The organism is Solwaraspora sp. WMMD791 (assembly GCF_029581195.1).
GTDB lineage: Bacteria > Actinomycetota > Actinomycetes > Mycobacteriales > Micromonosporaceae > Micromonospora_E.
The window spans coordinates 1,612,843-1,635,356 of the sequence record NZ_CP120737.1 but is presented as its reverse complement, the minus strand read 5'-3'; the positions used below and the strand labels follow the sequence as shown (position 1 = coordinate 1,635,356).

Genomic DNA, 22,514 nt, shown 5'->3' with positions numbered 1-22,514 from the left:
TGCTCAGCCGAGCAGGCCGTGGTGCAGAGCACGCAGCACGGCGCGGGTGCGGTCGCGGGTGCCCAACTTCAGCAGTACGGCGGACACGTGGTTCTTGACGGTGCCCTCGGCGAGGAACAGCGCCTCGGCGATCTCCCGGTTGGAGTAGCCGGTGGCGATCAGCCGCAGCACCTCGCGTTCCCGTTCGGTCAACTCCTGCACTGGCGGCGCGTCGCGGTCCACGGCCGCCGGCACGTCACCGGCGGCGACCGCCCGCAGCAGCCGGTCGGTGATCGCCGGCGCGACCAGCGTCCCCCCGGCGGCGAGCGTGCGCACCGCGCCGATCAGCTGAGCGAGCGTCACGTCCTTGAGCAGGTAGCCCCGCGCCCCGGCGCGCAACGCCTGCAGGACCAGTTCGTCATCGTCGAAGGTGGTCAACACCAGCACCGGCACGTCGACCCCGCGCTCGCGCAACGTCCGTAGCGCCCAGATTCCGTCCCGGCCGGGCATCCGCAGGTCGAGCAGGACCACGTCGGGCCGGTGCCGCTCGACCGCCGCGACCCCCGTCTGCCCGTCGCCGGCCTCGGCGACCACGACGACGTCGTCGGCCAGCTCCAGCAGGCTGCGGATGCCCTGGCGGACCAGGGTCTGGTCGTCGACGACGCAGACGCTGATGACGCGGCCACCGGTCACGCGGCCACCGGTCATGCCGCCGGCACCTCGGCCCGCACCCGGAAGCCCCGCCCGCCATCCAACGACACCCGTCCGCCGAGCGCCTCGACCCGCTCCCGCATCCCGCACAGCCCGTTGCCGGGTCGCACCTCGCCGCCGGCGCCCCGGCCGTCGTCCCAGGCGGTGAGCCGGATCGTGCCGTCGTCGTCGCTGATCTCGATCCACAGGTTGGCCGACTCGGCGTGCCGGATGGTGTTGGTCACCACCTCCTGCACGCAGCGGACCAGCGCGGTGACCCGCGCCTCGTCGACGGCGATGCCGTCGTCGACCCGCAGATGCACGGCGGGCTCCGGTAGCTCCGCGACGATCCGCTGCAGGGCCTCGCGCAGGTCCGGGGCGTGCCGGCGCAGCTCGCCCACGGTGCCACGGACGTCGGCCAGCAGATCCCGCGCCACCTGCCGGGCCCGGGCGACGTGCTCGGCCGCCGGCGGGGTGCTCTGGTGCGCGGCGACCTCCAACTCCAGGGTCAGCACCGTCAACTGGTGGCCGATCAGGTCGTGCAACTCCCGGGCGATCCGCAGCCGTTCGTCCGACCGGGTCGCCTGCGCCAGCAGCGCGGTCGCCGCCCGCAGTTCGGTGTGCGCCTCGGCGAGTTTGCGCCGGGTCGCCAACTCCCGCAGGTACGTCTGCACCGACAGCACGACGCCTGCCTGCAGCAGGGCGTACAGCAGCGCGTTGAGCAGTGCCTGGGCGACCGCACCCGAGTTGAGGTACGCGGCCCCGGCGGCCACCACCGTGTTGAGTCCGACCACGGCGGTCGTCACCGGCCACCGGTTCAGGTAGGTGCTGACCGCCGCGCCGAACACCAGCAGGATCTGCGTCCACCCGAACGCCGGCGCCATCAGCACCACCGTCACCCCGAGGCCGACCTGCGCGGCGAACACCAGAAGCGTGCCGACGTCGCGGACCCGGTCCACCAGCAGGGTGCAGACCACCAATGCCACGACGAAACCGGCGAAACACACCCACCACAGCCAGACCGGGACAAGGAACGCGCCGGCGGCCGGGCCGCTACCCAGCACCAGCACCGGGGCACCGACGGCCAGGCAGGTCAGTACGCCGACCACCCCGGACCAGGGTCGGGGATCGGATCGGCTCACCCCGTCATGCTAGGCGGCCGGTCCGGCGTACCGCCCCTGCCGGAAGTCACCCCCACCGACCGTGACCACCGGCAGATCCGCCGGTGGGCCCGGCCGCCATAGCGTGCGGACATCCCATCAAGGAGGTACGGCGATGCCGGCGGTCACCGTCGAGGACATTCACAAGCGGTACGGGTCGACCGTCGCCGTGGACTCGGTGAGCCTCACCGTCGAACCGGGAGAGATCCTCGGCGTACTGGGGCGCAACGGGGCTGGCAAGACCACAGTCGTGGAGACCATCGCCGGGCTGCGGCGGCCCGACCGGGGCCGGGTGCGGGTGCTCGGTCTCGACCCGTGGCGGGACCGGGCCCGGCTGCGCCAGGTGCTCGGCGTACAGCTGCAGGCTGCCGCGCTGCACGCGGCACTGACCGTCCGGGAGCTGGTCCGGCTGTACCGCAGCTTCTACGCAGACGGCGCCGACCCCGACGAGCTGATCGACCTGCTGGGACTCGCCGACCGCCGCGACACCCGGTTCGAGAAGCTCTCCGGCGGCCAGCAACAGCGGCTGTCGATCGCCCTGGCGCTGGTCGGCAACCCCCGGGTGGCGTTGCTCGACGAGTTGTCCACCGGGCTGGATCCACAGGCCCGTCGACGCATCTGGGCGCTCGTCGAACAGTTGCGCGACGACGGGGTGACGGTGCTGCTGGTCAGCCACCTGATGGAGGAGGTGGAGCGGCTCTGTGACCGGGTCGCGCTGATCGACCGGGGCCGGCTGATCGCTCTCGACAGCCCGGCCGGACTGATCGCGCGGGCCGGACGCACCGCCGCCGACACGGGGACGGCAGCACCGTGCACCACCCTCGACGACGCCTTTCTCGCCCTGACCGGCCAGCCGTTCGATGCCGAACGCGACGCCGAGGAGGGGTCGTGGTGACCGCGCCGCAGATCGTCGCCCGCCGCCCCGGACCGCGCGCCTGGGCCGCGTTGGTCGCCGCCGAGTGCCGGATGGTGGCCCGGGACACCGCCGGCCTGGTCGTGCCGATCGGGCTGCCGCTGCTGATCCTGGTGATGAACGCGGTCAGCGCGCAGGGCGGTCAGACCCTGCCCGGCGGCCGCACCGTGCTCGACGTGTACGTGCTGCCGCTGGTGTTCACCGTCATCATCGCCACCATCGGGGTGGTGAACATGCCGAGCTTCCTCGCCTACTACCGGCGCACCGGGGTGCTGCGTCGGCTGGCGGTGACGCCGGCCCACCCGGCGATGGTCCTCGCGGCGCAGGTGGTCACGAGCCTGCTGCAGACGGCGGTCGGCGTCGGGCTGGCCCTCGGGGTCGCGGTGGTCGCGTTCGGTGCCCGGCCGCCGGGCAACCCCGGCCGTACGCTGGCCGTCGTCGCCCTCGCCGCAGCCGCCATGTACGCCGTCGGGATGCTGGTGGCGGCGGTCGCGCCCAGCGGCAACGCGTCGGTGGCGATCGGGTTGACGGCGTTCTTCGCGATGGGCGCGACCGGTGGCCTGTTCGGGCCGACGCAGAACCTGCCGGACCGGGTGGCGACGGTCGGTGAGGCGCTGCCGTTCGGGGCCGCGGTGCAGGCGGTCGGCGCGGCCTGGGCGGGTGAGCCGCCGCAGCCACGCCACCTGCTCGCCCTGGCCGTCGCCACCGTGCTCAGCACACTGGTCGCCGCCCGGTTCTTCCGCTGGCAGTGACACCGCTGTCAGCCGTCGATCGCTCGCAGCCGAAGCGGTCGTCGGCCAGTCAGCCGCCGGACCCGGCGGCGGCGTGCCGCTGGTGGTAGGCGCGGACCTGGTCCTCGACATCGGCGCGCAGCGCCAGGAACTCCGGCAGCCGCTTGACAGTCAGGTCCCGGGGTACGCCGTCGCGGTCGGGCGGCAGCTCCACCGGCAGGTCGGCGGCGACCCGGCCCGGGTCGCTGGCCAGCACCACCACCCGCTGACCGAGGAAGACCGCCTCCTCGACGTCGTGGGTCACCATCACCACGGTGGTGCCGGTGTCGGCCCACACCCGGCGGACGAACAGCTGCATGTCCTCCTTGGTCTGCACGTCGAGGGCACCGAACGGCTCGTCGAGCAGCAGCACCTGCGGCTCACAGGCCAGCGCGCGGGCGATCGCCACCCGCTGGCGCTGCCCGCCGGAGAGCTGCTTCGGCAGCGCGTGCCGCAGCCCGGTCAGCCCGGTCTCGGCCAGGTACCAGGCGACCCGACGGGCCCGTTCGGCCCGACTGATCGGCAGCAGCTCCAGCCCGAACGCGACGTTGCGTTCCACCGTCCGCCACGGGTAGACGGCACCGCTCTGCAGCACCAGCCCCCGGTCCGGTCCCGGCCCGGTCACCGCCGTGCCGTCGAGCAGCACAGCTCCCCGGCTCGGCGTGGTCAGCCCGGCGATCAGCGACAGCAGAGTGGACTTGCCCGACCCGGAGGCGCCGACCAGGCAGACGAATTCGCCTCGGCGTACCGCCAGATCCACGCCGTCGAGCGCGCGCAGCGACCCGCCGGCGGCGGCCCGGAAGTCCTTGCCGACGCCGGCGAGCCGCACCAGTGGCGCCTCGGCGGTCGGGGCCACGGACCCGGCACCGGTCGTGGCTTCGGTTTCGGTCGAGGTCACGATGCCCACCTCCCGATCCGGTCGCGGGTCGTCCGCAAGGCCAGGTCGATCGCCACGCCGATCAGGGCGATCACGATCAGTACGGCGAAGATGTTGTCGAGCTGGTTGAACCGTTGCGACCGGACGATCCGGTAGCCCAGCCCGGACTGGGCGTTGATCAGTTCGGCGACGACCACGAAGTTCCAGGCCGCCGCCGCGTTGACCCGGATCGCGTCGATCATGCCGGGCAGCGAGTGCGGCACGATCACCTTGCGCAGCACCTCGAAGCGCCGGGCCCCGAGGGTGTACGACACGTCGATCAGCCCGGCCGGCACGGTGCGGACCACGTTGGCGGTCATCAGCGTGTTGAAGAAGACCGTCGCGATGAAGATCAACGCCACCTTGGACGGCTCACCCAGCCCCAACCAGATGATCAGCAGCGGGATGAACGCGCTGGCCGGCAGGTACCGCAGCAGGCCGATCATCGGCTCCAGCGCCGCTCGACCCGCCTGGAAGCTGCCCATCAACAGGCCGAGCGGCACCGACACCGCCACCGCCAGGCCGAATCCGCGCAGCACCCGGCCGACGGTCGCGGCGGTGTCGGTCCACAGTTGACCCGTACGGGCCATCTCCACCCCGGCCGCCACCGACTCCAGCGGTGACGGCAGGAAGTCCGGCCGCCCGTCGACCAGCATGCTGCCGATCTGCCAGGCGGCCAGCGGCACCACGATCGAGGCGACCGTCAACGTCCACCGGCCGGCCGCCGGGATCGGCGTACGGATGGCCAGCAGCGCCGGCACCCGGCGGGCCGGACGCCGCCGGGGCAGCGGCCCCCACGACGCCCGGTCCGCGTTGTCGGTCGCCGCCCCGTCAACGCCGTGCGGGCCGCCGTGTCCGGTCACCGGATCCCGGGTGACGGTCACGGCGAGACCGCCGCCACGAACTGTCCGTCGAGCAGCCCGTCCAACGGTGGTGCCTCGTCCACCAGGCCGGTCTCCACCAGGAACTCGGCGATCGACCGGGCCTGGAAGTCCAGGTTCGCCGGGGTGTCGCCCGGTGCGAACGCCGCCTGGTTGTCGGCCAGGTCGAAGATCGTCGTCCCGGCGTCGTACGTGCGGTAGTCCTCGACGCTGACCCCCGCCTTGGCCGCCATGATCCCGACGGCCTCGTCCGGGTTGTCGGCGATCCAGCCGATGGTGTCGAACCAGGTGTCCACCACGGCCTGTACCTGCTCCGGATGCGCGGCCACGAACGCCGAGTCGAACACCAGGTGGTCGGGGATCGCGCCGGGGAAGTCCGCCGAGGTGGCGATCGCCCTGCTGCCCTCGCGGCCCAGCGCGGTGGTGGTGAACGGGGCGAACGCCCCGACCGCGTCGACCTGCCCGGCGAGGAACGCGGCGGCGGCCGCGTCGGTCAGCAGCGGGCTGATCTCGACGTCGTCGGCGCTCAGCCCGGCCTCGGCCAGCGCCAACAGCAGCAGGTAGTGGTCGACGGTGCCTTCCTCGATCGCCACCCGCTTACCGGCCAGGTCGGCGACCGAGTCGATTCCCGGCGCGGCGATGATCTGGTCGTTGCCGGTCGAGTTGTCGTTGACCAGCACCACGGTCTGCGCCGCGCCGCCGCTGACCGACGACAGCGTGTCGTTGAGGGTCTGACTGTTGGCGTCCAGGTTGCCGGTGGCCAGCGCGGTCAGGCTGTCGGTGTAGCTGTCGAAGTAGGTCAACTCGACGTCGACCCCGTTGGCTTCGAACAGGCCCTGCTCCTGCGCGACCTGCCAGGGGAACCAGCCCGGCCAGGCGCTGAACCCCAACCGTACGGTGGTCGAGCCGTCGCCATCGGGCTCGCTGTCGCCGCAGCCGGCGGCGGTGACCAGCAGTATCGCCGCGCAGACGGCCGAGACCAGGCGGCGGGTGGGGGATCGGCGGGAAGATCTGGCGGTACGTCGCATCTATGTCCTCCTGCGTGAGGGGATTGTGGGGGAGGTGTTTCTGGGGCTCAGCGGCGCGGCAGGTGTCCGGCGCGGACCAGGCAGCCGAGGGTGTCGCAGATGACCCGGGTGGCGATCAGCGAGGTGATGTCGGCGTTGTCGTACGGCGGCGAGCACTCCACCACTTCGATGCCCGCGAGGGGCTTCTCGGCGATCAGCTGGATGAACTTGAGCACCTCGCGGGGCAGGAAACCGCCCGGCTCGGGCCAGCCGGTGCCGGGCACGAACGCGGCGTCCAGACAGTCCACGTCGAACGACAGCCAGACCGCCTCGGCCCCGTCCCAGGCGACCTCCAGGGCCTTCTCGGCGGCGGCCTCGATGCCCATCTCGACGCAGTCGGTGACCGTCATGATCGTGGTGCCGCGTTCCCGGCCGACCTTGACTCCCGGGCGGGGGGCCTGCCAGCCGCCGATGCCGATCTGCACCAGGTTCTTCGGCGGCACGTTCGGGATGTCGGTGGCGTGGAACCACGGGGTGGTGTGCATCCGCTCGTCGAGGTCGGTCTCCTGGGTGTCGACGTGCCGGTCGAAGTGGATGATGCCGAGGTTGCCGTCGAGGTGTTCGGCGACACCGCGCACCGTCGGGTAGCCGATCGAGTGGTCCCCGCCGAGCACCACCGGGAACGCCCCGGAGGAGTAGACGTGGCTGACCGCCTTGGAGATCTGGTCGAAGGTCTTCTCGATGTTCGCCGGGATGGTGAAGACGTCGCCGAGGTCGGCGATGGTGATCGACTCGCGCAGGTCGACACCGAGTTCGAACGAGTACGGCCCGTACAGCGCGGAGATCTTGCGGATGCCCTGTGGACCGAACCGGGTCCCCGAGCGGTACGTCGTACCACCGTCGAACGGTGCGCCGAGCACCGCCACGTCGTACTCGCCACAGCGACGCACGTCCTCGACGTACGGCGCCTTCAGGAAGGTGTTGATCCCGGCGAAGTGCGGCAACTCCCCACGGGAGAACGTCGGGATCCGCTTGTCGACGATCGAGTCCGCGCCGGGCAGGCCGTACTCCAGGCCGCGGGCGATCTCCTCTTCCCACTTGGTGGTGGGCAGTTCGGCTTCGCGGGCGACCGCGTACGCCGCCTCCGGGCCGTAGTTGCCGTGCAGCTCCGGTCCTTGCTGCTCGTCGCGGTGCTGGTGATTGTGGTGATGATGGTGGTGGAAGCCCACGGGGCACCTCCGAATGAGGGCCTGGCTGAGGCACAGCCAGACATCCGGCTGCCTCCCGGGCTTTTGTCCCGCCGTGGAACGCCGCGCCCGCCCGTGTCGGCGGTCCAGCGCCTGCACCTCTTGGACCAGTCCCGTCGTCGGCTGCCCGTCTCTGGCTGCCCGGCGGCGGCGGAACCCTAGGTGCGCCTCACCGTTGGTGAGTCACCTCGGAGTAGACGCCGCTGTGGTTTCGGTCACTTTGCTGCCCCGTTGCCTTTCCGTGTCGGCTGCGCTCGGGTGGCCAGGTCGGACCAGACCTGCTCGTACGCGGCGACGTGCGCCAACTGGTCGAGGTACATCGTCCCGGTCAGGGTGCCGAGCCGGACCAGCCCCGGCGCGGCCACCTGCCGTCCGGGAGCCATCGTGGTCGCGGCGAAGCGCAGCAGGGTGAACGAGTTGGTCATGCCGGCGTGCGCGCCGCCGGCATGCGGCAGCACCCGCACCGAGAACCCCGGCGTGATCGCGAGCGAGCGCAGGTGGTCGAGCTGGGCCCGCATCGCAGCCGGGCCGCCGACGGTACGCCGTAGTGCACTTTCGTTGACGATCACCTGCACCGCCGGCGGGTGCGGATGGGTCAGCAGGTGCCGCTGCCTGGCGGCCAACTGGTCGAGGCGGGCGGCGATCTCGTCGTCGCTGCGCAGACCGGCCGGGCAGCTCAGCACCGCCTCGGCGTACCCGGGGGTCTGCAGCAGGTCCGGGATCATCGTCTGGCCGTAGCAGCGGATCATCGTCGCGGACTGCTCGAACGTCGGGTACGGGTCGGCGTCGACCGGCGGCCCGGTCAGCTCGTCGTGCCACCAGCGGCCCCGGGCTGGGCGGTCGATCTCCGCTGCCAGGGCGAGCAGGCGTTCGGTGGTCCCGTCGTCGGCCCCGTACAGCTGGCACAGTGCCGACATGTCCGCCGCGTTCCAGCGGATCCGCAGGTCACCGGCCTCGATCCGCCACAGGGTGCCGCTGCCCCGGTGAAGTTTGTCGGCGGCGGTGTCCTGGGACAGCCCGGCCTCGTGGCGCAGCGCCGCCAACCAGCGCCCCACCTGGCGCCGCAGCAGCGCCGTCCCACCCGCCTGCGCGTTGGCGCCCGCCGCCCGGGCCGTTCTTCCGCCGTACGTCGCGGCCCCTCCGCCGCCGCCCCTGCCAGTCATACCCGATAGCGTGAATCATGACGTTGGCTTATGTCAACGGCTTGAGCCTACGGTCAGTATCAAGGTCGTGAACCTTGAACTGGTCGGTGCGGCCGAGATCGGGAGCATGCTCGGCGTCTCCCGTCAACGGGTTCACGTGATTACCCGCAGCAAGGGATTTCCGGAGCCGGTCGCCGAACTTGCCATGGGCTCGGTGTGGCTGAAGGCCGACGTCGAGCGATGGATCCAGGAGAACCGGCCGCCCAGGGCGAGCTGAGCCAGCGGGAATCCGGCTGCGAGGTCAGCGGCCGTGCGGCTAGCTTTCCGCCGTGAGCTTCGCCAGTGACGCGCGAGCCGTACGGGACCCCGCGAAACCGGTGCACCTGCGGGTGACCGCCTGGCGGCGCTGCCTGCGCCGGTACGCTCCGTACGGCGTCGGGACGACCCTGCGCCACCTGCGGGAGCGCTTCGGGTCGCTGGACGATCCGGCAGCGCTCGAATCGGCGATGTCCGCGTTGGAGGCCAGCCGGCGGGTGTGGCTCGCCGAGGTGGCCCGGTTCCAGCAGGGCCGCCGGGCGGCGAAGGCGCAGGGCCGGCGTAGGGCGCGCCCGGTCGATCTGGCTCCGTACCGGGATCAGGGTTGGCCCGGCGGTGTCGCGGCCGGCGGCCCGCGTCCGGGCAGCCTGACCGACCAGAGGGTCACCGACGAGTTCCTGGCCCGGTACGGGATGACCCTGTGGACTCCGCAGCCGGTCGACCACCGCCGGAGGCTGCGCCGGCTGTCACCAATCGATTCCGCGACCGCCACGTTCTTCGGCAGCGTGGGGTGCGGCGGCTGCCTGCTGGGGGTCATCGCTCTTGTCGCCGGGCTGTGCGCGGATCCACCGGCGATCGCGTGGTGGTCCTTTGCCACGGCCGGGGTGTTGACGCTGCTGGTGGTCGCTTGGCGTGAGGTGGCCAGCGGCGCCGACCAGCGCCGGAGTGAGCGCGCCGACCGTGCCCGGGTCGTCGCGTCGGCCGAGGCGGCCGAGCGCCGCTGCCGCACCGACCGGATGCGCTCGTTCAACATATGAGAAAGTGCTCCCGAATAGCGAGACGCCAGGGCTATTGTCGGGGCATGTCAGCCGTATACACGCACGGGCATCACGAGTCGGTGCTGCGCTCCCACCGGTGGCGCACCGCCGAGAACTCGGCGGCGTACCTGCTGCCGCACCTGCACCCCGGCCAGACGCTGCTCGACATCGGCGCCGGCCCCGGCACCATCACCATGGACCTCGCCGCCCTCGTCGCCCCCGGTCGCGTCACCGCCACCGAGGTCACCGACGACGCGCTGTCGCTGTCGCGCGCCGAAGCGCAGGCCCGGGGCGTCACGACTGTCGACTTCACCACGGCCGACGTCCACGAGCTGCCGTTCCCCGACGACACGTTCGACGTGGTCCACGCCCACCAGGTCCTTCAGCACGTCGCCGACCCGGTCCGCGCACTCGCCGAGATGCGCCGGGTCTGCCGGCCCGGCGGAGTGGTCGCGGCCCGCGACAGCGACTACGACCGCTTCGCCTGGCATCCCGCCGTCCCCGAGCTCGACGAGTGGCTCGCGCTCTACCAGGCCACCGCCCGTGCCAACGGCGGCGAGCCGGACGCCGGACGCCGACTGCTCTCCTGGGCGCAGGCCGCCGGCTTTCGCGACATCACTCCCGGCGCTTCTGTCTGGTGTTACGCCACCGACTCCGACCGCCGCTGGTGGGGCGGGATGTGGTCCGACCGCATCGTCGCCTCCGCGATGGCCCGCCAGGTCCTCGCCGCCGGCACCGCCACCGCGGCCGACCTCGACCGTCTCTCCGCCGGCTGGCGTCGCTGGGCCGACGCCCCCGACGGCTGGTTCGCCATCCTGCACGGCGAGATCCTCTGCCGCGCCTGACTGAACAGCGCAATCTGGAAGAAGGCCGCCGACAGTGGCGGTGCGACGGTGATCCGATGACCTACGCCGTCCCCGCGCAGCGCTGGACGCTTGCCCGGACTGCGTTGCGCGTCGAAGGTGACCGGTTCCGGTCGCTGCTGACCGACGGCACCGACCCGACCGCAATGGCCACCCCCGAGTGGACGGTCGCCGACTCCGCCGCACACGTGCTCAGCATCGCGCTGCTCTACGTCTCGCTCGTCGAGGACAGCGAGATGGCGGTGCAGGTACCGGACCTCGATACGATCCTGCCCGCCACGAACGTCGACACCGTCGCCGACGTCAACGCCCACGTACTGCGGCACTTCACCGAACGTGAGCCCGATCGCCTCGCAGCCCTGCTCGGCGAGGCGATCGACGCGATCCTGACGGCGACCACCCGCACGCCGCCGGAGACGACCGTGCCGTGGCTCGGCGACGCCCGGGTCACCGTCTGCGGTCTGCTTGCCCACCTGGTCAACGAGCTGCTGGTGCACGGCTGGGACATGGCGCGGGCGGTACGCCGCCCCTGGCCGATCCCCGACGACCACGCCGCCCTCTACTGGGACCAGTTCTTCCTCGGCATGCTCCACCACGACTACGGCGTCCTGCTGGACACCACGCTGCCGATGCCGAAACACCCGATCGCGGTGCAGTTCCGCTCCGCGTACACACCGACCGCGACGATCGTGCTCGGCGACCGCCGGATCCGGCTCGCACCCTCCGACGACCCCGTCGACGTCCGGGTACGGTTCCGTCCCGCCCGGTTCAACCTGATGCTGTTCGGCCGGACCAGCACCGCCCTGGCCGCGCTGCGCCGCGACGTCGTCATCGGCGGGCCCCGACCATGGCGGCTACCGGCGTTCCTGCGCGTCGTCCACATGCCGAACGCGCGGCTCGCGCCTAAGCCCGGCCGGACGCGGCGGTGAACTCCCGCGCCAGCAGGTCGGTCAGCAACTCCGACCGGCCCGGGTCGACCATCTGCCGGCTCGGCATCTCCACCAGCATCAGCAGATACAGATGCAGCCGGTAGAGGGCGAGTCGGCGGCGTACCGCCTGGTCGTCGAGGTCGACCGCCGTGTCGCCGGCGGCGGACCGGTAGCCCCGCAGGAACGGATGCTCGGGCTCCTGCTCCGCGCGCCGCAACAGCAGTGGCGACACCAGATCCATCACCGGGTCGCCGTAGAGGAACCGTTCGCCGTCGACCAGGCCCGTCATCCGCAGTACGCCGTGCGCGTCCGGGGCGGCGAGCACGTTGCCGTCCCAGCCGTCCCAGTGCAGCAGCGCCGGTCGGCGTACCGTGTCGAGGAGCCCGGCGTGCCGCGCGACGAGTGACCGGATCTCGTCGGCGGGCACCGGCAGCGGCACCGACCAGTCGACGGCGTCGGCGAGCAGGTCGTCGACGATCGCGGTGAACGCCGCCGCCCAGGTCGCCGCGCTGGCCCGGCCGCCGTCGTAGCCGAACCGTTCGCCGGTGACCTGGTGAAGCGCCGCGTACGCCACCCCGAGATCGTGGCGGGCGGCGCTGTCGTCGGGCGGCTCCGCGCAGTCGGCGAGAGCCGGCAGGTTGCGTCCGGGCAGCCGGTCGACGATCAGCCAGCCGCCGCCGTCGGGGTCGACGCCGTGGTGCAGCAGCGCCGGTACCGGCACCTGCGGCGCATGGGCCGCCACCAGCCGCAGGTAGCGTGCTTCGGCGGCGATCATCCCGCGCTCGTAGCGCAGCAGCGGCACCTGCGGTGGCGGGCCGACCTTGAGCACCACGCTGCGCGCGTCGGCCAGCTCGACCGACCAGACGGCGGCGAAGCCACCGCCGGTCAGCGGCGCACCGTCGACCACGGACGGCGGCCGGTCGAACGACGACTCGATGTAGTGCTCGACGTCGTCGCGGGTCAGCGTGCGCTGCGTCGGACTCCGGTCACCGTCCACGTTCCGCCCCACCCATCGGTGGATCTAGAAGAATTCCGGTCAGGATACCGGCCGGATCCTTCTAGATTCACCGCGCGGCGACGCTGTCCGAGCCCCGCCCCGCCGCGGCGCTGTCGAGGTGGGCGCGGACCTGATGGGCGGTCGGCCCGGTCGCGGTGACCAGCACCGCCGGGCCACCGGCCAGCGGCAGCAGCGCCGCGCCCGCCCCCAGCGGGGCGGCCGCCGGCAGGCCATCGTCGGCCCACTGCGGCCGTACCACCAGCACCGAACCGGTCGCCTTCGCCCCGGCCAGCACCGCCGGCCCGGCCCAGCCGGCGGCGCGCGGCCCCACCGCCAGGTCGGTGCGCAGCAGCGTCCGGCCGGCGTACCGCACGACCGTGTCGATCCGGGCGTCGCCGGGTGCCTCGCCGGCCCGGCCGCAGACCAGCTCCTCGCGCCACACCAGCGACGCGCCGTCGGCGAGCTCCACCACCGACCGGGAGACGTGGTCGCAGCCGGTGGCGGCGATCAGCGGCTCCGGCAGCCAGCGCAGCACGCCGCCCGCCGCGACCCGGACCACCATCTCCAGCACCGACCGGCCGCCGCCGGCTCCGGGCAGCGCCAGCGACGCGGCGACCGTACGCAGACACAACCGCGCCCCCGCCCCGACCTCGACCTCCAGTCGCAGGTCGTCACCGCCGAGCGGGCCGGCCGCCGCCCCGACCAGATGCACCTCGGCCTCGTCGGTGTCGGCGGCCGACCGGGGGCCGGTGCGGCGCAGCACCAGCGGTGGTTCGCCGCGCAGGCTGGCCAGCCGGGTCCGCCCGGCGGCGTCGACCTCGGCGACCAGCCGCGCCCTGGCCCGCATCAGCCGGCGGCTTCCGATGACAGGTCGCTGCGCCGGTGCATCAGCCGGCGACCGCCGCCGCCGACGACGCCGACGCCTGCGCCCGCTCGCGCAGCAGCGCCCGGATCCAGTCGGCGACCGGCGTCGCCTTGGGGTCGCGCACCAGCGACAGGAACACCGTCGGCAGTTCGCCCCGGCGGGCGGCGGCGTCACGCTCCATCACCGACAGGTCGGCGTTGACCAGCGGCGCCAGATCCGTCTTGTTGATCACCAGCAGGTCGGCGGTGCTGACCCCCGGGCCGCCCTTACGCGGCACCTTGTCGCCGCCGGCCACGTCGACCACGAAGATCTGCTGGTCGACCAGGCCTCGGCTGAACGTGGCGGTCAGGTTGTCGCCACCGCTCTCCACCAGCACCAGGTCCAGCGTGCCGAGCTGGTCGGCGAGGTCCTCGATGGCGTCGAGGTTGGCGGAGATGTCGTCGCGGATCGCCGTGTGCGGGCAGCAGCCGGTCTCCACCGCCCGGACCCGTTCGGCCGGCAGCACCCCGTTACGCAGCAGGAAGTCGGCGTCCTCGGTGGTGTAGATGTCGTTGGTGACCACGGCGAGGCGCAGCTCGTCGGCGAGTGCCCGGCACAGCGCGGCGACCAGCGCCGTCTTGCCGGAGCCGACCGGGCCGCCGATGCCGATCCGCAGCGCGGGGGAGCCGTCGGGCACCCTCGGCGGATGCGGGTCGACCCCCGGCTCCGGGTGGGTGTGCGGCACCTCGCCCTCGTCGTGCACGTGCGGAACGGTCCCGCCGGCGTGTGCGTGCGGGTCGGCGGCACCGCCGGTGGCGTGGACGTGTGGTTCAGGACGCAAAGAGACGCACCTCCCAGGTGGCATGGTGTTCGGCGTCGACCTCCGGAACGGGGGCCGACCCGGCGGGCAGTTCGTCGACCGGCCAGCCGGCCATCGTCGCGGTCTCGGCGGCGACGGCGTCGATCTGTGGGGCGAGCCGGGCCAGCAGGCCGTGCACCGCGTACGGGTCCAGCCCGAGCAGGCGCACCGCGGCGCTGGCCGGCCCGGTGACCAGGCCGTACGCGGCGGCCAGGGCCGCGTCGGCCGGGCCGAGCCCGGCGGCGGCGGCCACCGCGCCGAGCGCGACCGGCTGGTGGCGGTCCCGTCGGCCGTCGGTCGGCATCGCCCAGATGCCCCGGCCGGCCCGCAGCAACGCCCGACCCTGGGTCCGCGACGCGCGGCGCAGCGCCGGAGACGGGGTACGGGCGTCGAGCCCCTCGTCGAGCGCGTCCAGCCTGGTTGCGGCGTCATCAGCCGCCTCCGCCCGCGCGCCTGCTGCTGCCGCCGCTGCCGCGCCTGCCGCCGCCGCTGCCGCGCCTGCCGCCGCCGCTGCCGCGCCTGCCGCCGCCGCTGCCGCGAACGCGGCGGCGGTACGTCCACCGGTGGCCAGCCGCCCGGTAAGGAACCCGGCCAGACTGTCCAGGTCGGCGACCCGGCCGGCGACCACCGCCGCCTCCAGTCCGCTGGAGTGGGCGTGCCCGCCGGACGGCAGCCGGCCGTCGGCGAGCACCAGCAGCGTGGCGAGCCCGCTCACGGTCGACCGGTCAGCGCGAGTCGACTGGTCATCAGAACAGGAAGTAGCGCTGCGCCATCGGCAGCTCGGTGGCCGGGGCCGGCTCCACCACCTCGCCGTCGATGCGGACGGTGAACGTGTCCGCGTCGATCTCGATCCGGGGCGTGGCATCGTTGAGCGGCATGTCGGCCTTGCCCCGGCTGCGGGTGTCGGCGACCGGGGCGAGCCGGCGGCGGATGCCGAGCCGGTCGCCGAGCAGCGCGTCGATCGCCGCCGGCGCGACGAACGCCAGGCTGGTCGCTGCCGGCACGGTGCCGTACGCGCCGAACATCGGCCTCGGCAGCATCGGCTGCGGGGTCGGGATGGAGGCGTTCGCGTCGCCCATCTGCGCCCAGGCGATCATGCCGCCCTTGATCACCAGGTGCGGACGGACGCCGAAGAAGACCGGATCCCACAGCACCAGATCCGCCAGCTTGCCCGGCTCCACCGAGCCGACCTCGCCGTCGACGCCGTGCGCCACCGCCGGGCAGATCGTGTACTTGGCGACGTACCGCCGGGCCCGCATGTTGTCGGCCGCGCCGTCGCCGGGCAGCGCGCCCCGGCGGGCCTTCATCACGTGCGCGGTCTGCCAGGTACGCAGAATGACCTCGCCGACCCGGCCCATCGCCTGCGAGTCCGAGCCGATCATCGAGATCGCACCGAGGTCGTGCAGGATGTCCTCACCAGCCATCGTGGACGGCCGGATCCGGCTTTCGGCGAACGCCAGGTCCTCGGGCACGCTCGGGTTCAGATGGTGGCAGACCATCAGCATGTCGAGGTGCTCGTCGAGGGTGTTGACGGTGTGCGGGCGGGTCGGGTTGGTCGACGACGGCAGCACGTTCGGCTCCGCCGCGACCCGCATGATGTCCGGCGCGTGCCCGCCACCGGCCCCCTCGGTGTGGTAGGCGTGGATGGACCGGCCGGCGATCGCGCCCAGGGTCGACTCCACGTACCCGGCCTCGTTGAGAGTGTCGGTGTGGATCGCCACCTGCACGCCGGAGGCGTCGGCGACCCGCAGACAGGCGTCGATCGCCGCCGGGGTGGTGCCCCAGTCCTCGTGCAGCTTGAAGCCGCCGGCACCGCCGCGCAGCTGCTCCCACAGCGACGCCTCGCTGACCGTGTTGCCCTTGCCGAGCAGCAGCACGTTGACCGGCCAGGGGTCGAGCGCGGCCAGCATCATGCCCAGGTGCCACGGACCGGGGGTGACCGTGGTGGCCTTGGTGCCCTCGGCCGGCCCGGTGCCGCCACCCATGATCGTGGTGATCCCGCTGGCCAGCGCGGTCTCCAGGATCTGCGGGCAGATCAGGTGTACGTGACTGTCGATCGCCCCGGCGGTGAGGATCTTGCCGTTGCCGGCGATGATCTCGGTGCCCGGCCCGATGACCAGGTCCGGGTGAACGCCGTCCATGGTGTCCGGGTTGCCGGCCTTGCCGAGCGCGACGATCCGGCCGTCGCGGATGCCGACGTCGGCCTTGACGATGCCCCAGTGGTCCAGCACCACCACACCGGTGATCACCGTGTCCGGGGCGCCGTCGGCCCGGGTCGCCAGGGACTGGCCCATCGACTCGCGGATCACCTTGCCGCCGCCGAAGACCACCTCGTCGCCGTACGCCGGGGTGCCGTCGGCACCGGGTGGGGCGCACCGGTCCTCTTCGATCTCGATCAGCAGGTTGGTGTCGGCCAGCCGGATCCGGTCACCGGCGGTCGGTCCGAGCAGGGCGGCGTACCGCCGTCGGTCGAGGGTGCTCACGCCGCGTCTCCCGCCTCGTCGCCGTCGCCTGCTGCGGTGTCGCCCGCCGTAGCGCCGGGCCGCCGTTCGTCGACCGGGCCGGCGCACTCGCCGCGCAGCCCGGCGACGATCCGCCGACCGCCGAACGGCACCAGATCGACCTCACGGTCCACCCCGGGCTCGAAGCGCACCGACGTGCCGGCGGCCACCGCCAACCGGTGCCCCCAGGCGGCGGAGCGGTCGAAGTCCAGCGCCGGGTTGGCCTCGGCGAAGTGGTAGTGCGAACCGACCTGCACCGGCCGGTCACCGGTGTTGACCACGGCCAGGGTCAGCACCGGTCGGCCGGAGTTGAGGGTGATCGGCCCGTCGCCGGGGACGAGTTCACCGGGAACGACTGTGCCGCCGTCGGTGCCCGACGGCGTGGGTGGTGCGCTCAATCTCGCTCCTAGGAGATCGGCTCGTGTACGGTCACCAGCTTCGTCCCGTCGGGGAAGGTGGCTTCCACCTGCACCTCGGGGAGCATCTCCGGCACTCCGTCGAGCACGTCCTCGCGACCGAGCACGTGGCGCCCGGCCTCCATCAGCTCCGCCACGCTGCGGCCGTCCCGGGCACCTTCCAGCAGGAAGGCGGTGATCACCGCGGTCGCCTCCGGGTGGTTGAGCCGGATGCCCCTCTCACGGCGTTTCCAGGCCACGTCGGCTGCGACGTGGATGAGCAGTCGCTCCTGCTCGTGCCGGGTGAGAAACAAAACCGGACCTCCATGAGCGATCGAGACCTGGGTCGTGCCAGATGCTGGCATTCTGACATTTCAATCACGTTACGTACACGTATCCGACTCACTGGGTCGGCGACGCCACCTGCGCAGGTGGGACGGCGACCGTCACTCGTACAGGGCGGCGTCGACCAGGATCGCCACCCCGTCCGGCAGTTGACACCGGACCTGGATCTCCAGCTCCTGCATGCCCTCGACGACCGCGTCGAGCGGTTTGGGCTCTTCGGCGGTCGCCTCGTACTGTCCGCCGCCGACTGCCCACGCCAGGCGGCCGTCGCGAGTGCGTTCGCCGACCAGGACCTCGACGTGCATCCGGGCGTCCGGTTGGCTCTCGAAATACGGCCGAACGGTCGCCTGGAACGTGTCGAATCGGCCAAGGAGCTGATAGGTGACCTTGCTGACTTTGTCGATGCTCTGGTTGCTCGGGCATTTGATCATGATGGCCCGATCGAATCCGGCGGTGTCTCGCAGTTCGCGTGGAAGTTCCGTCAGATTGGTGGTGCCGGCGTGGGCCGGGAGCGCGGAAAGGTATTCGACCCTGGTCGTGGCGGGGGAGCCATCCTGGGGGGCGTCGGGCGACGTGACCGCCGGCACCGTCACCGTTGGATCGCTCGACGTCGTCGGCGCGGGTGTCGCCTGCTGTCCGACCGGAAAGAGCCAGGCGAACACGGCGACGATCACCCCCAGCACGGTGACCACCAAGCCGGCCAGCGCCAGCCGTTCGGATACTTTCCGCGCCGGCCGGCCTGGTCGGCCAGGGTCTTCACCTGCGGATTTGCCATTGTCAGGCATGGTTCGTCCATCGGGGTCACGGAAGATGATTGTGGCGTCGTGCCACCATTACCTTACTCGATCAATCAACTGGCTCGGTGGCCTCTCCGAGTGCGTCGGAAGTCGGACCGTGCACACGGCTGCGGAGGTCTCCGAGTGATTGTCGGCCGTCCCTGGCCGATGGCGTATGGAGGAGTCAGATGTCGATTTCTGGAGACAGCCCGTCGACGATTTCCAGTGCCTCGTCGTCGCGGCGACCGACCGGCCGGCTTCAGCGGTTGCTGGTCGCGGTGTCGGTGGTGCTCGCGGTGGCCGCGTTGGCGCTCGCCGCCACGTCGACGGTGATCGCTCTACAGACAGCGGGCGAGGTCGATGCGATGACTGCGCCGGACGGCGGTGACGGCGGGTCGGAGCCGGGCGCGGAGCCGACGATCGAGGCCTCCGCGACGCCGGACAGGCCTGAGCCCACTGGACTGCCCGACGATGTGCCGTCGGTCGATCCGACCGCGCAGCCGACGCTCGACGCGCAGACTCAGTACGCGGTCCACTACCCGCAGCAGCCCCTGACGCTGCGAGTGTCCGGCACCAACGACAGCATGCACGCCGACCTGGACGAACCGCGGGCCGACGTGCCGTCGTCCGAGGCGGACATCACGCTGCGAGCCGGTTACAGCAACGCGCCGGCCAACCTGGTGCTCGGCCGGGACGTACGCGGCAGCAAGGTCGACGCGCCGGGGCTCACTCCGCACGACTGCTCGGAACGGATCCGCATCGCCCCGCTCGGTGCCGAGGCGCAGGTGCCGGTCCAGCAGGGTGTGGTGCTCTGCCTCTGGACGAGCCGTGCCGCAGCCGTCAACTCGGGCAGGGCGCAGCTTGTCGTGCAGTTGGAGATCACCGGGGTCTCTCCGGACGGGGAGGTCAGCCTGCGGATGGACGCATGGAAGATCCCGGGGTGAGGGCCGGCGACGGGGCCGCCCGGCGTCAGCTCGGGCGGCCCCTGTCCTGGTGGGTGTCCGCAGACGCCAGCGGGTCGGGGGCGGTACGGCGGGTCTCGTCGAAGGCGTTCGCGACCAGTACGTCGGTCGACGAGTGGGTCAGGATGGAGATCACGATGGTCAGCGCGACCAGGTGGAAGACCAGGTCGGCGGCGTCGATGCCGCTGTTGAGCACCAGCAGGCCGTAGACCACCGAGGCGAACCCCTTCGGGCCGAACCACATGGCCGCGACCTGCTCCCGGGCGTGCATGCCGGAGCGGAAGAAGGCGATCGCCAGGGCCACCGGCCGGGCCACGACGATGGCCAGCACCGCGAACACCCAGCCGGGCCAGGAGATCTCACCGAGGAACTCGATCGAGATCAGTGCGCCGAAGACCAGCAGCGCGGCGAGCTTCAACAGCTCGGCGATGTTCTCGCCGAAGTGTTTGAAGGCAACCCGCTGGCGTGGCCCGAAGGTGGCGATGGTGCTGCCGGCGGCGAACGCCGCCAGGAACAGGTTGCCGTGGGTGAGCTGGCCCAGTGCGAGCACCAGCAGACCGATCGCGACGCCGTTGAGGGGCGCGTACTGCGCCGAGGTGCCGAACCAGCGCAGCCGCTCCAGCATGATCGCCGCCAGCGGTACGGCGACGCCGATCACCAGACCCAGTGCCAGTTCGGTGGCCAGTTCACCGAGGTGCAGATCGGTGGAGCCGCTGGCGACGGCCAGGAAGAGGATCACGAACGGCAGGGCGAGGCCGTCGTTGGCGCCGGACTCCACGTTGAGCAGGTGCCGCAGCCGGTACGGCACCTTCTGGTTACCGACCAGCGCGGCGGCGAAGACCGGGTCGGTGGGGGCGAGGACCGCGCCGATCAGCAGCGCCTCCGGCCAGTCCAGGCCGACGACGAGGTGGGCGAGCACGGCGGTGACGGCCATGGTGAGCGGCAACCCGACGCCCAGTGCCCGGGTCGGCAGCCGCCACGCCGAGCGCAGGTCGCCCCAGCCGACCCGCATGCCGTCGCTGAACAGCACCGCGAACAGTGCCAGCTCGGCCAGGGTGGCGACGATGGGGGAGTCGGGCTCGATGTCGAGCACGCCGGTGGTCTGCGGACCGAGGACGAAACCGGCGACCAGGAACAGCGCGGCGGTCGACAGGATGGTGCGGTGGGCCAGCGCCGAGACCAGGACCGCCAGCAGCAGTACGGCGGCGAAGGACAACAGCAGCATGCGCCCTCCGGTCCCCGGGGATGACGGCTCGAGTGATCGTACGCCGGCCATGGCCGGGATCGACGCCGAAGCGGATCGGCCGGGCTGACACAATGCGGGGGCAGTCCGTACCCGCGATGAGGAGTTCCGTGCCGTGATTCGTACCCATGACGCCGGCAGCCTGCGCGCGACGCACGCCGGCACGACGGTGACGCTCGCCGGTTGGGTGGCCCGCCGGCGCGACCACGGCGGTGTCATCTTCGTCGACCTGCGCGACGCCTCCGGCGTGGTGCAGGTGGTGTTCCGCGAGGAGATGCAGCTGGCGCACGCGCTGCGCAACGAGTTCTGCGTCCGGGTGACCGGCACCGTCGACCGTCGCCCGGAGGGCAACGACAACCCGGAGCTGGCCACCGGCGAGATCGAGGTGACCGCGACCGAGCTGACCGTACTGTCGGAGGCCGCGCCGCTGCCGCTGCCGATCGACGACCAGGTCGACGCCGGCGACGACGTACGGCTGCGGTACCGCTACCTGGACCTGCGGCGCAGCGGGCCGTCGGGGGCGCTGCGGCTGCGGTCGCGGGCCAACCAGATCGCCCGTACGGTGCTGCACGAGCGTGACTTCGTGGAGATCGAGACGCCGACGTTGACCCGGTCGACGCCCGAGGGTGCCCGGGACTTCCTGGTGCCGGTGCGGCTGCAGCCCGGCACCTGGTACGCCCTGCCGCAGTCGCCGCAGCTGTTCAAGCAGCTGCTGATGGTGGCCGGGATGGAGCGCTACTACCAGATCGCCCGCTGCTACCGGGACGAGGACTTCCGGGCCGACCGGCAGCCGGAGTTCACCCAGCTGGACATCGAGATGTCGTTCGTCACCCAGGACGACGTGATCGAGCTGGGTGAGTCGATCGTCGGCGCGTTGTGGCGGGAGCTGGCCGGGCACGAGATCACCGGCCCGGTGCCGCGGATCACCTGGCACGAGGCGATGGACCGGTACGGCTCGGACAAGCCGGACCTGCGTTACGGCGTGGAGCTGACCGAGCTGACCGACTTCCTGCGCGGTACGGCGTTCCGGGTGTTCGCCGGGGCGATCGACGCGGGCGGCTACGTCGGCGCGGTGGTGATGCCCGGCGGTGCCACCCAGACCCGTAAGGAGCTCGACGGCTGGCAGGACTGGGCCAAGGCGCGTGGCGCACGGGGACTGGCGTACGTGGTGCTGGACGCGGAGACCGGTGAGCCGCGTGGCCCGGTGGCGAAGAACCTGTCGGCCGAGCACCTGGGTGGGCTGGCCGACGCGGTCGGCGCCAAGCCCGGTGACGCGATCTTCTTCGCCGCGTCGACGAACCGGCGGGAGGCGCAGGAGCTGCTCGGTGCGGCCCGCATCGAGATCGCCCGGCGGGCCAACCTGATCGACGAGAGTGCGTGGGCGTTCTGCTGGGTGATCGACGCGCCGATGTTCGAGCCGACCGAGGAGGGCGGCTGGACGGCGGTGCACCACCCGTTCACCTCGCCGACCGACGAGTGGCTGGACCGCTTCGACGGCGCGCCCGGCGAGGCCCTGGCGTACGCGTACGACATCGTCTGCAACGGCAACGAGATCGGCGGTGGCTCGGTCCGTATCCATCGGGCGGACGTCCAGCGGCGGGTCTTCGACCTGCTGGGCATCACCGAGCAGGAGGCGTCGGACAAGTTCGGCTTCCTGCTGGAGGCGTTCAAGTACGGCCCGCCGCCGCACGGCGGCATCGCGTTCGGCTGGGACCGGATCTGCATGCTGCTGGCCGGGGTGGACTCGATCCGTGAGGTCATCGCGTTCCCGAAGACCCGGGGTGGCTTCGACCCGTTGACCCAGGCGCCGACGCCGATCACCGCGCAGCAGCGGGCAGAGGCCGGGGTGGACGCGAAGCCGAAGCCGCCGGCCGGTGTGGCGCCGACCCCGGCGTCCGGTACGGCCGGGGTGGCCGCCCCGGTGGAGCCGTCCTGATCTGCTGATCGACAGTTGGGGGCTGGGCCCGGGTGCGGTACCGCACCCGGGCCCAGCTGCGTCTTGAGCAGGAGACTGACTGCAAA

General features: G+C 72.2%; 24 protein-coding genes. 8 read left to right on the top strand and 16 right to left on the bottom strand.

Features of this window, described 5'->3' with window-relative positions; genetic code table 11:
- Positions 1-3: 3 nt before the first annotated feature.
- Positions 4-687, bottom strand: a complete 684-nt coding sequence (locus tag O7623_RS07035; RefSeq protein ID WP_282227778.1) for a response regulator transcription factor — start codon at positions 685-687, stop codon at positions 4-6.
- Entirely contained in the window at positions 684-1,811 is a 1,128-nt protein-coding gene (locus O7623_RS07030; protein ID WP_282227777.1) for a sensor histidine kinase, read from the bottom strand. The genes O7623_RS07035 and O7623_RS07030 overlap by 4 nt, the downstream gene beginning before the upstream one ends.
- A gap of 133 nt (positions 1,812-1,944) precedes the next feature.
- On the opposite strand from O7623_RS07030, the gene O7623_RS07025 reads away from it, so the two are divergent.
- Positions 1,945-2,724: an ABC transporter ATP-binding protein gene (locus O7623_RS07025; RefSeq protein ID WP_282227776.1), complete on the top strand. Its 780-nt coding sequence runs from the start codon at positions 1,945-1,947 to the stop codon at positions 2,722-2,724.
- Positions 2,721-3,494, top strand: coding sequence for an ABC transporter permease (locus O7623_RS07020; RefSeq protein ID WP_282227775.1), 774 nt, complete (start codon positions 2,721-2,723; stop codon positions 3,492-3,494). The genes O7623_RS07025 and O7623_RS07020 overlap by 4 nt, the downstream gene beginning before the upstream one ends.
- Positions 3,495-3,543: 49 nt before the next feature.
- On the opposite strand, the gene O7623_RS07015 is transcribed toward O7623_RS07020, so the two are convergent.
- From O7623_RS07015 to O7623_RS06995, 5 genes are all read right to left on the bottom strand, one after another.
- Positions 3,544-4,410, bottom strand: coding sequence for an ABC transporter ATP-binding protein (locus tag O7623_RS07015; protein WP_282227774.1), 867 nt, complete (start codon positions 4,408-4,410; stop codon positions 3,544-3,546).
- On the bottom strand, positions 4,407-5,312 hold the full coding sequence (locus tag O7623_RS07010) for an ABC transporter permease (RefSeq protein ID WP_282227773.1): 906 nt from the start codon (positions 5,310-5,312) through the stop codon (positions 4,407-4,409). Before O7623_RS07010 ends, O7623_RS07015 begins: the two co-directional genes overlap by 4 nt.
- A complete protein-coding gene (locus O7623_RS07005; protein WP_282227772.1) occupies positions 5,309-6,337 on the bottom strand; it encodes an aliphatic sulfonate ABC transporter substrate-binding protein in 1,029 nt (342 codons plus the stop codon). The genes O7623_RS07010 and O7623_RS07005 overlap by 4 nt, the downstream gene beginning before the upstream one ends.
- Before the next feature lie 47 nt (positions 6,338-6,384).
- Positions 6,385-7,545: an agmatinase family protein gene (locus O7623_RS07000; protein ID WP_282227771.1), complete on the bottom strand. Its 1,161-nt coding sequence runs from the start codon at positions 7,543-7,545 to the stop codon at positions 6,385-6,387.
- A 233-nt stretch (positions 7,546-7,778) separates the two neighbouring features.
- Positions 7,779-8,726: a helix-turn-helix transcriptional regulator gene (locus tag O7623_RS06995; RefSeq protein ID WP_282227770.1), complete on the bottom strand. Its 948-nt coding sequence runs from the start codon at positions 8,724-8,726 to the stop codon at positions 7,779-7,781.
- Positions 8,727-8,793: 67 nt separating this feature from the next.
- Here O7623_RS06995 and O7623_RS06990 point away from each other — a divergent pair, with 67 nt between their 5' ends.
- Genes O7623_RS06990 through O7623_RS06975 form a run of 4 tightly spaced genes read left to right on the top strand, consistent with a single transcriptional unit; the run spans position 8,794 to position 11,570 of the window.
- Positions 8,794-8,982 carry a hypothetical protein gene (locus tag O7623_RS06990; protein ID WP_282227769.1) on the top strand — a complete coding sequence of 63 codons (189 nt, stop codon included), beginning with the start codon at positions 8,794-8,796 and terminating at the stop codon, positions 8,980-8,982.
- A gap of 52 nt (positions 8,983-9,034) precedes the next feature.
- A complete protein-coding gene (locus O7623_RS06985; protein ID WP_282227768.1) occupies positions 9,035-9,778 on the top strand; it encodes a hypothetical protein in 744 nt (247 codons plus the stop codon).
- A 44-nt stretch (positions 9,779-9,822) separates the two neighbouring features.
- Entirely contained in the window at positions 9,823-10,623 is an 801-nt protein-coding gene (locus tag O7623_RS06980; protein WP_282227767.1) for a methyltransferase domain-containing protein, read from the top strand.
- A 56-nt stretch (positions 10,624-10,679) separates the two neighbouring features.
- Entirely contained in the window at positions 10,680-11,570 is an 891-nt protein-coding gene (locus tag O7623_RS06975; protein WP_282227766.1) for a maleylpyruvate isomerase N-terminal domain-containing protein, read from the top strand.
- Here the strand turns inward: O7623_RS06975 and O7623_RS06970 are convergent.
- The 8 genes from O7623_RS06970 to O7623_RS06935 form a co-directional block, all read right to left on the bottom strand.
- Complete coding sequence (locus O7623_RS06970) at positions 11,545-12,567, bottom strand: aminoglycoside phosphotransferase family protein (protein ID WP_282227765.1); 1,023 nt, start codon at positions 12,565-12,567, stop codon at positions 11,545-11,547. The two genes, O7623_RS06975 and O7623_RS06970, sit on opposite strands and share 26 nt — an antisense overlap.
- Positions 12,568-12,634: 67 nt before the next feature.
- Positions 12,635-13,414, bottom strand: coding sequence for an urease accessory protein UreD (locus tag O7623_RS06965; protein WP_282227764.1), 780 nt, complete (start codon positions 13,412-13,414; stop codon positions 12,635-12,637).
- A 40-nt stretch (positions 13,415-13,454) separates the two neighbouring features.
- Positions 13,455-14,174, bottom strand: coding sequence for an urease accessory protein UreG (gene ureG / locus O7623_RS06960; RefSeq protein WP_348775153.1), 720 nt, complete (start codon positions 14,172-14,174; stop codon positions 13,455-13,457).
- Between the two features lie 67 nt (positions 14,175-14,241).
- On the bottom strand, positions 14,242-14,985 hold the full coding sequence (locus tag O7623_RS06955) for an urease accessory UreF family protein (RefSeq protein WP_282227763.1): 744 nt from the start codon (positions 14,983-14,985) through the stop codon (positions 14,242-14,244).
- 31 nt (positions 14,986-15,016) lie between these two features.
- Complete coding sequence (locus O7623_RS06950) at positions 15,017-16,753, bottom strand: urease subunit alpha (RefSeq protein WP_282227762.1); 1,737 nt, start codon at positions 16,751-16,753, stop codon at positions 15,017-15,019.
- Positions 16,750-17,169, bottom strand: a complete 420-nt coding sequence (locus tag O7623_RS06945; RefSeq protein WP_282227761.1) for an urease subunit beta — start codon at positions 17,167-17,169, stop codon at positions 16,750-16,752. The genes O7623_RS06950 and O7623_RS06945 overlap by 4 nt, the downstream gene beginning before the upstream one ends.
- Positions 17,170-17,177: 8 nt before the next feature.
- On the bottom strand, positions 17,178-17,480 hold the full coding sequence (locus O7623_RS06940) for an urease subunit gamma (protein WP_278116620.1): 303 nt from the start codon (positions 17,478-17,480) through the stop codon (positions 17,178-17,180).
- Positions 17,481-17,612: 132 nt separating this feature from the next.
- Positions 17,613-18,296 (bottom strand): hypothetical protein, encoded by a 684-nt coding sequence (locus tag O7623_RS06935; protein WP_282227760.1) that lies wholly within the window; start codon positions 18,294-18,296, stop codon positions 17,613-17,615.
- Between the two features lie 179 nt (positions 18,297-18,475).
- On the opposite strand from O7623_RS06935, the gene O7623_RS06930 reads away from it, so the two are divergent.
- Complete coding sequence (locus tag O7623_RS06930; RefSeq protein ID WP_282227759.1) at positions 18,476-19,231, top strand: hypothetical protein; 756 nt, start codon at positions 18,476-18,478, stop codon at positions 19,229-19,231.
- 25 nt (positions 19,232-19,256) lie between these two features.
- Here the strand turns inward: O7623_RS06930 and O7623_RS06925 are convergent, their stop codons facing one another.
- Positions 19,257-20,474, bottom strand: a complete 1,218-nt coding sequence (locus O7623_RS06925) for a cation:proton antiporter (protein WP_348775133.1) — start codon at positions 20,472-20,474, stop codon at positions 19,257-19,259.
- 133 nt (positions 20,475-20,607) lie between these two features.
- Here O7623_RS06925 and aspS point away from each other — a divergent pair, with 133 nt between their 5' ends.
- Positions 20,608-22,428, top strand: a complete 1,821-nt coding sequence (gene aspS, locus O7623_RS06920; RefSeq protein WP_282227758.1) for an aspartate--tRNA ligase — start codon at positions 20,608-20,610, stop codon at positions 22,426-22,428.
- Positions 22,429-22,514 lie beyond the last annotated feature (86 nt).

Coding starts and splice junctions, on each gene's coding strand:
- O7623_RS07035 (WP_282227778.1), bottom strand. CDS start 687: ATGACCGGTGGCCGCGTGACCGGTGGCCGCGTCATCAGCGTCTGCGTC.
- O7623_RS07025 (WP_282227776.1), top strand. CDS start 1,945: ATGCCGGCGGTCACCGTCGAGGACATTCACAAGCGGTACGGGTCGACC.
- O7623_RS07005 (WP_282227772.1), bottom strand. CDS start 6,337: ATGCGACGTACCGCCAGATCTTCCCGCCGATCCCCCACCCGCCGCCTG.
- O7623_RS06995 (WP_282227770.1), bottom strand. CDS start 8,726: ATGACTGGCAGGGGCGGCGGCGGAGGGGCCGCGACGTACGGCGGAAGA.
- O7623_RS06980 (WP_282227767.1), top strand. CDS start 9,823: ATGTCAGCCGTATACACGCACGGGCATCACGAGTCGGTGCTGCGCTCC.
- O7623_RS06975 (WP_282227766.1), top strand. CDS start 10,680: ATGACCTACGCCGTCCCCGCGCAGCGCTGGACGCTTGCCCGGACTGCG.
- O7623_RS06965 (WP_282227764.1), bottom strand. CDS start 13,414: ATGCGGGCCAGGGCGCGGCTGGTCGCCGAGGTCGACGCCGCCGGGCGG.
- O7623_RS06935 (WP_282227760.1), bottom strand. CDS start 18,296: ATGCCTGACAATGGCAAATCCGCAGGTGAAGACCCTGGCCGACCAGGC.
- O7623_RS06930 (WP_282227759.1), top strand. CDS start 18,476: ATGTCGATTTCTGGAGACAGCCCGTCGACGATTTCCAGTGCCTCGTCG.
- O7623_RS06925 (WP_348775133.1), bottom strand. CDS start 20,474: ATGCTGCTGTTGTCCTTCGCCGCCGTACTGCTGCTGGCGGTCCTGGTC.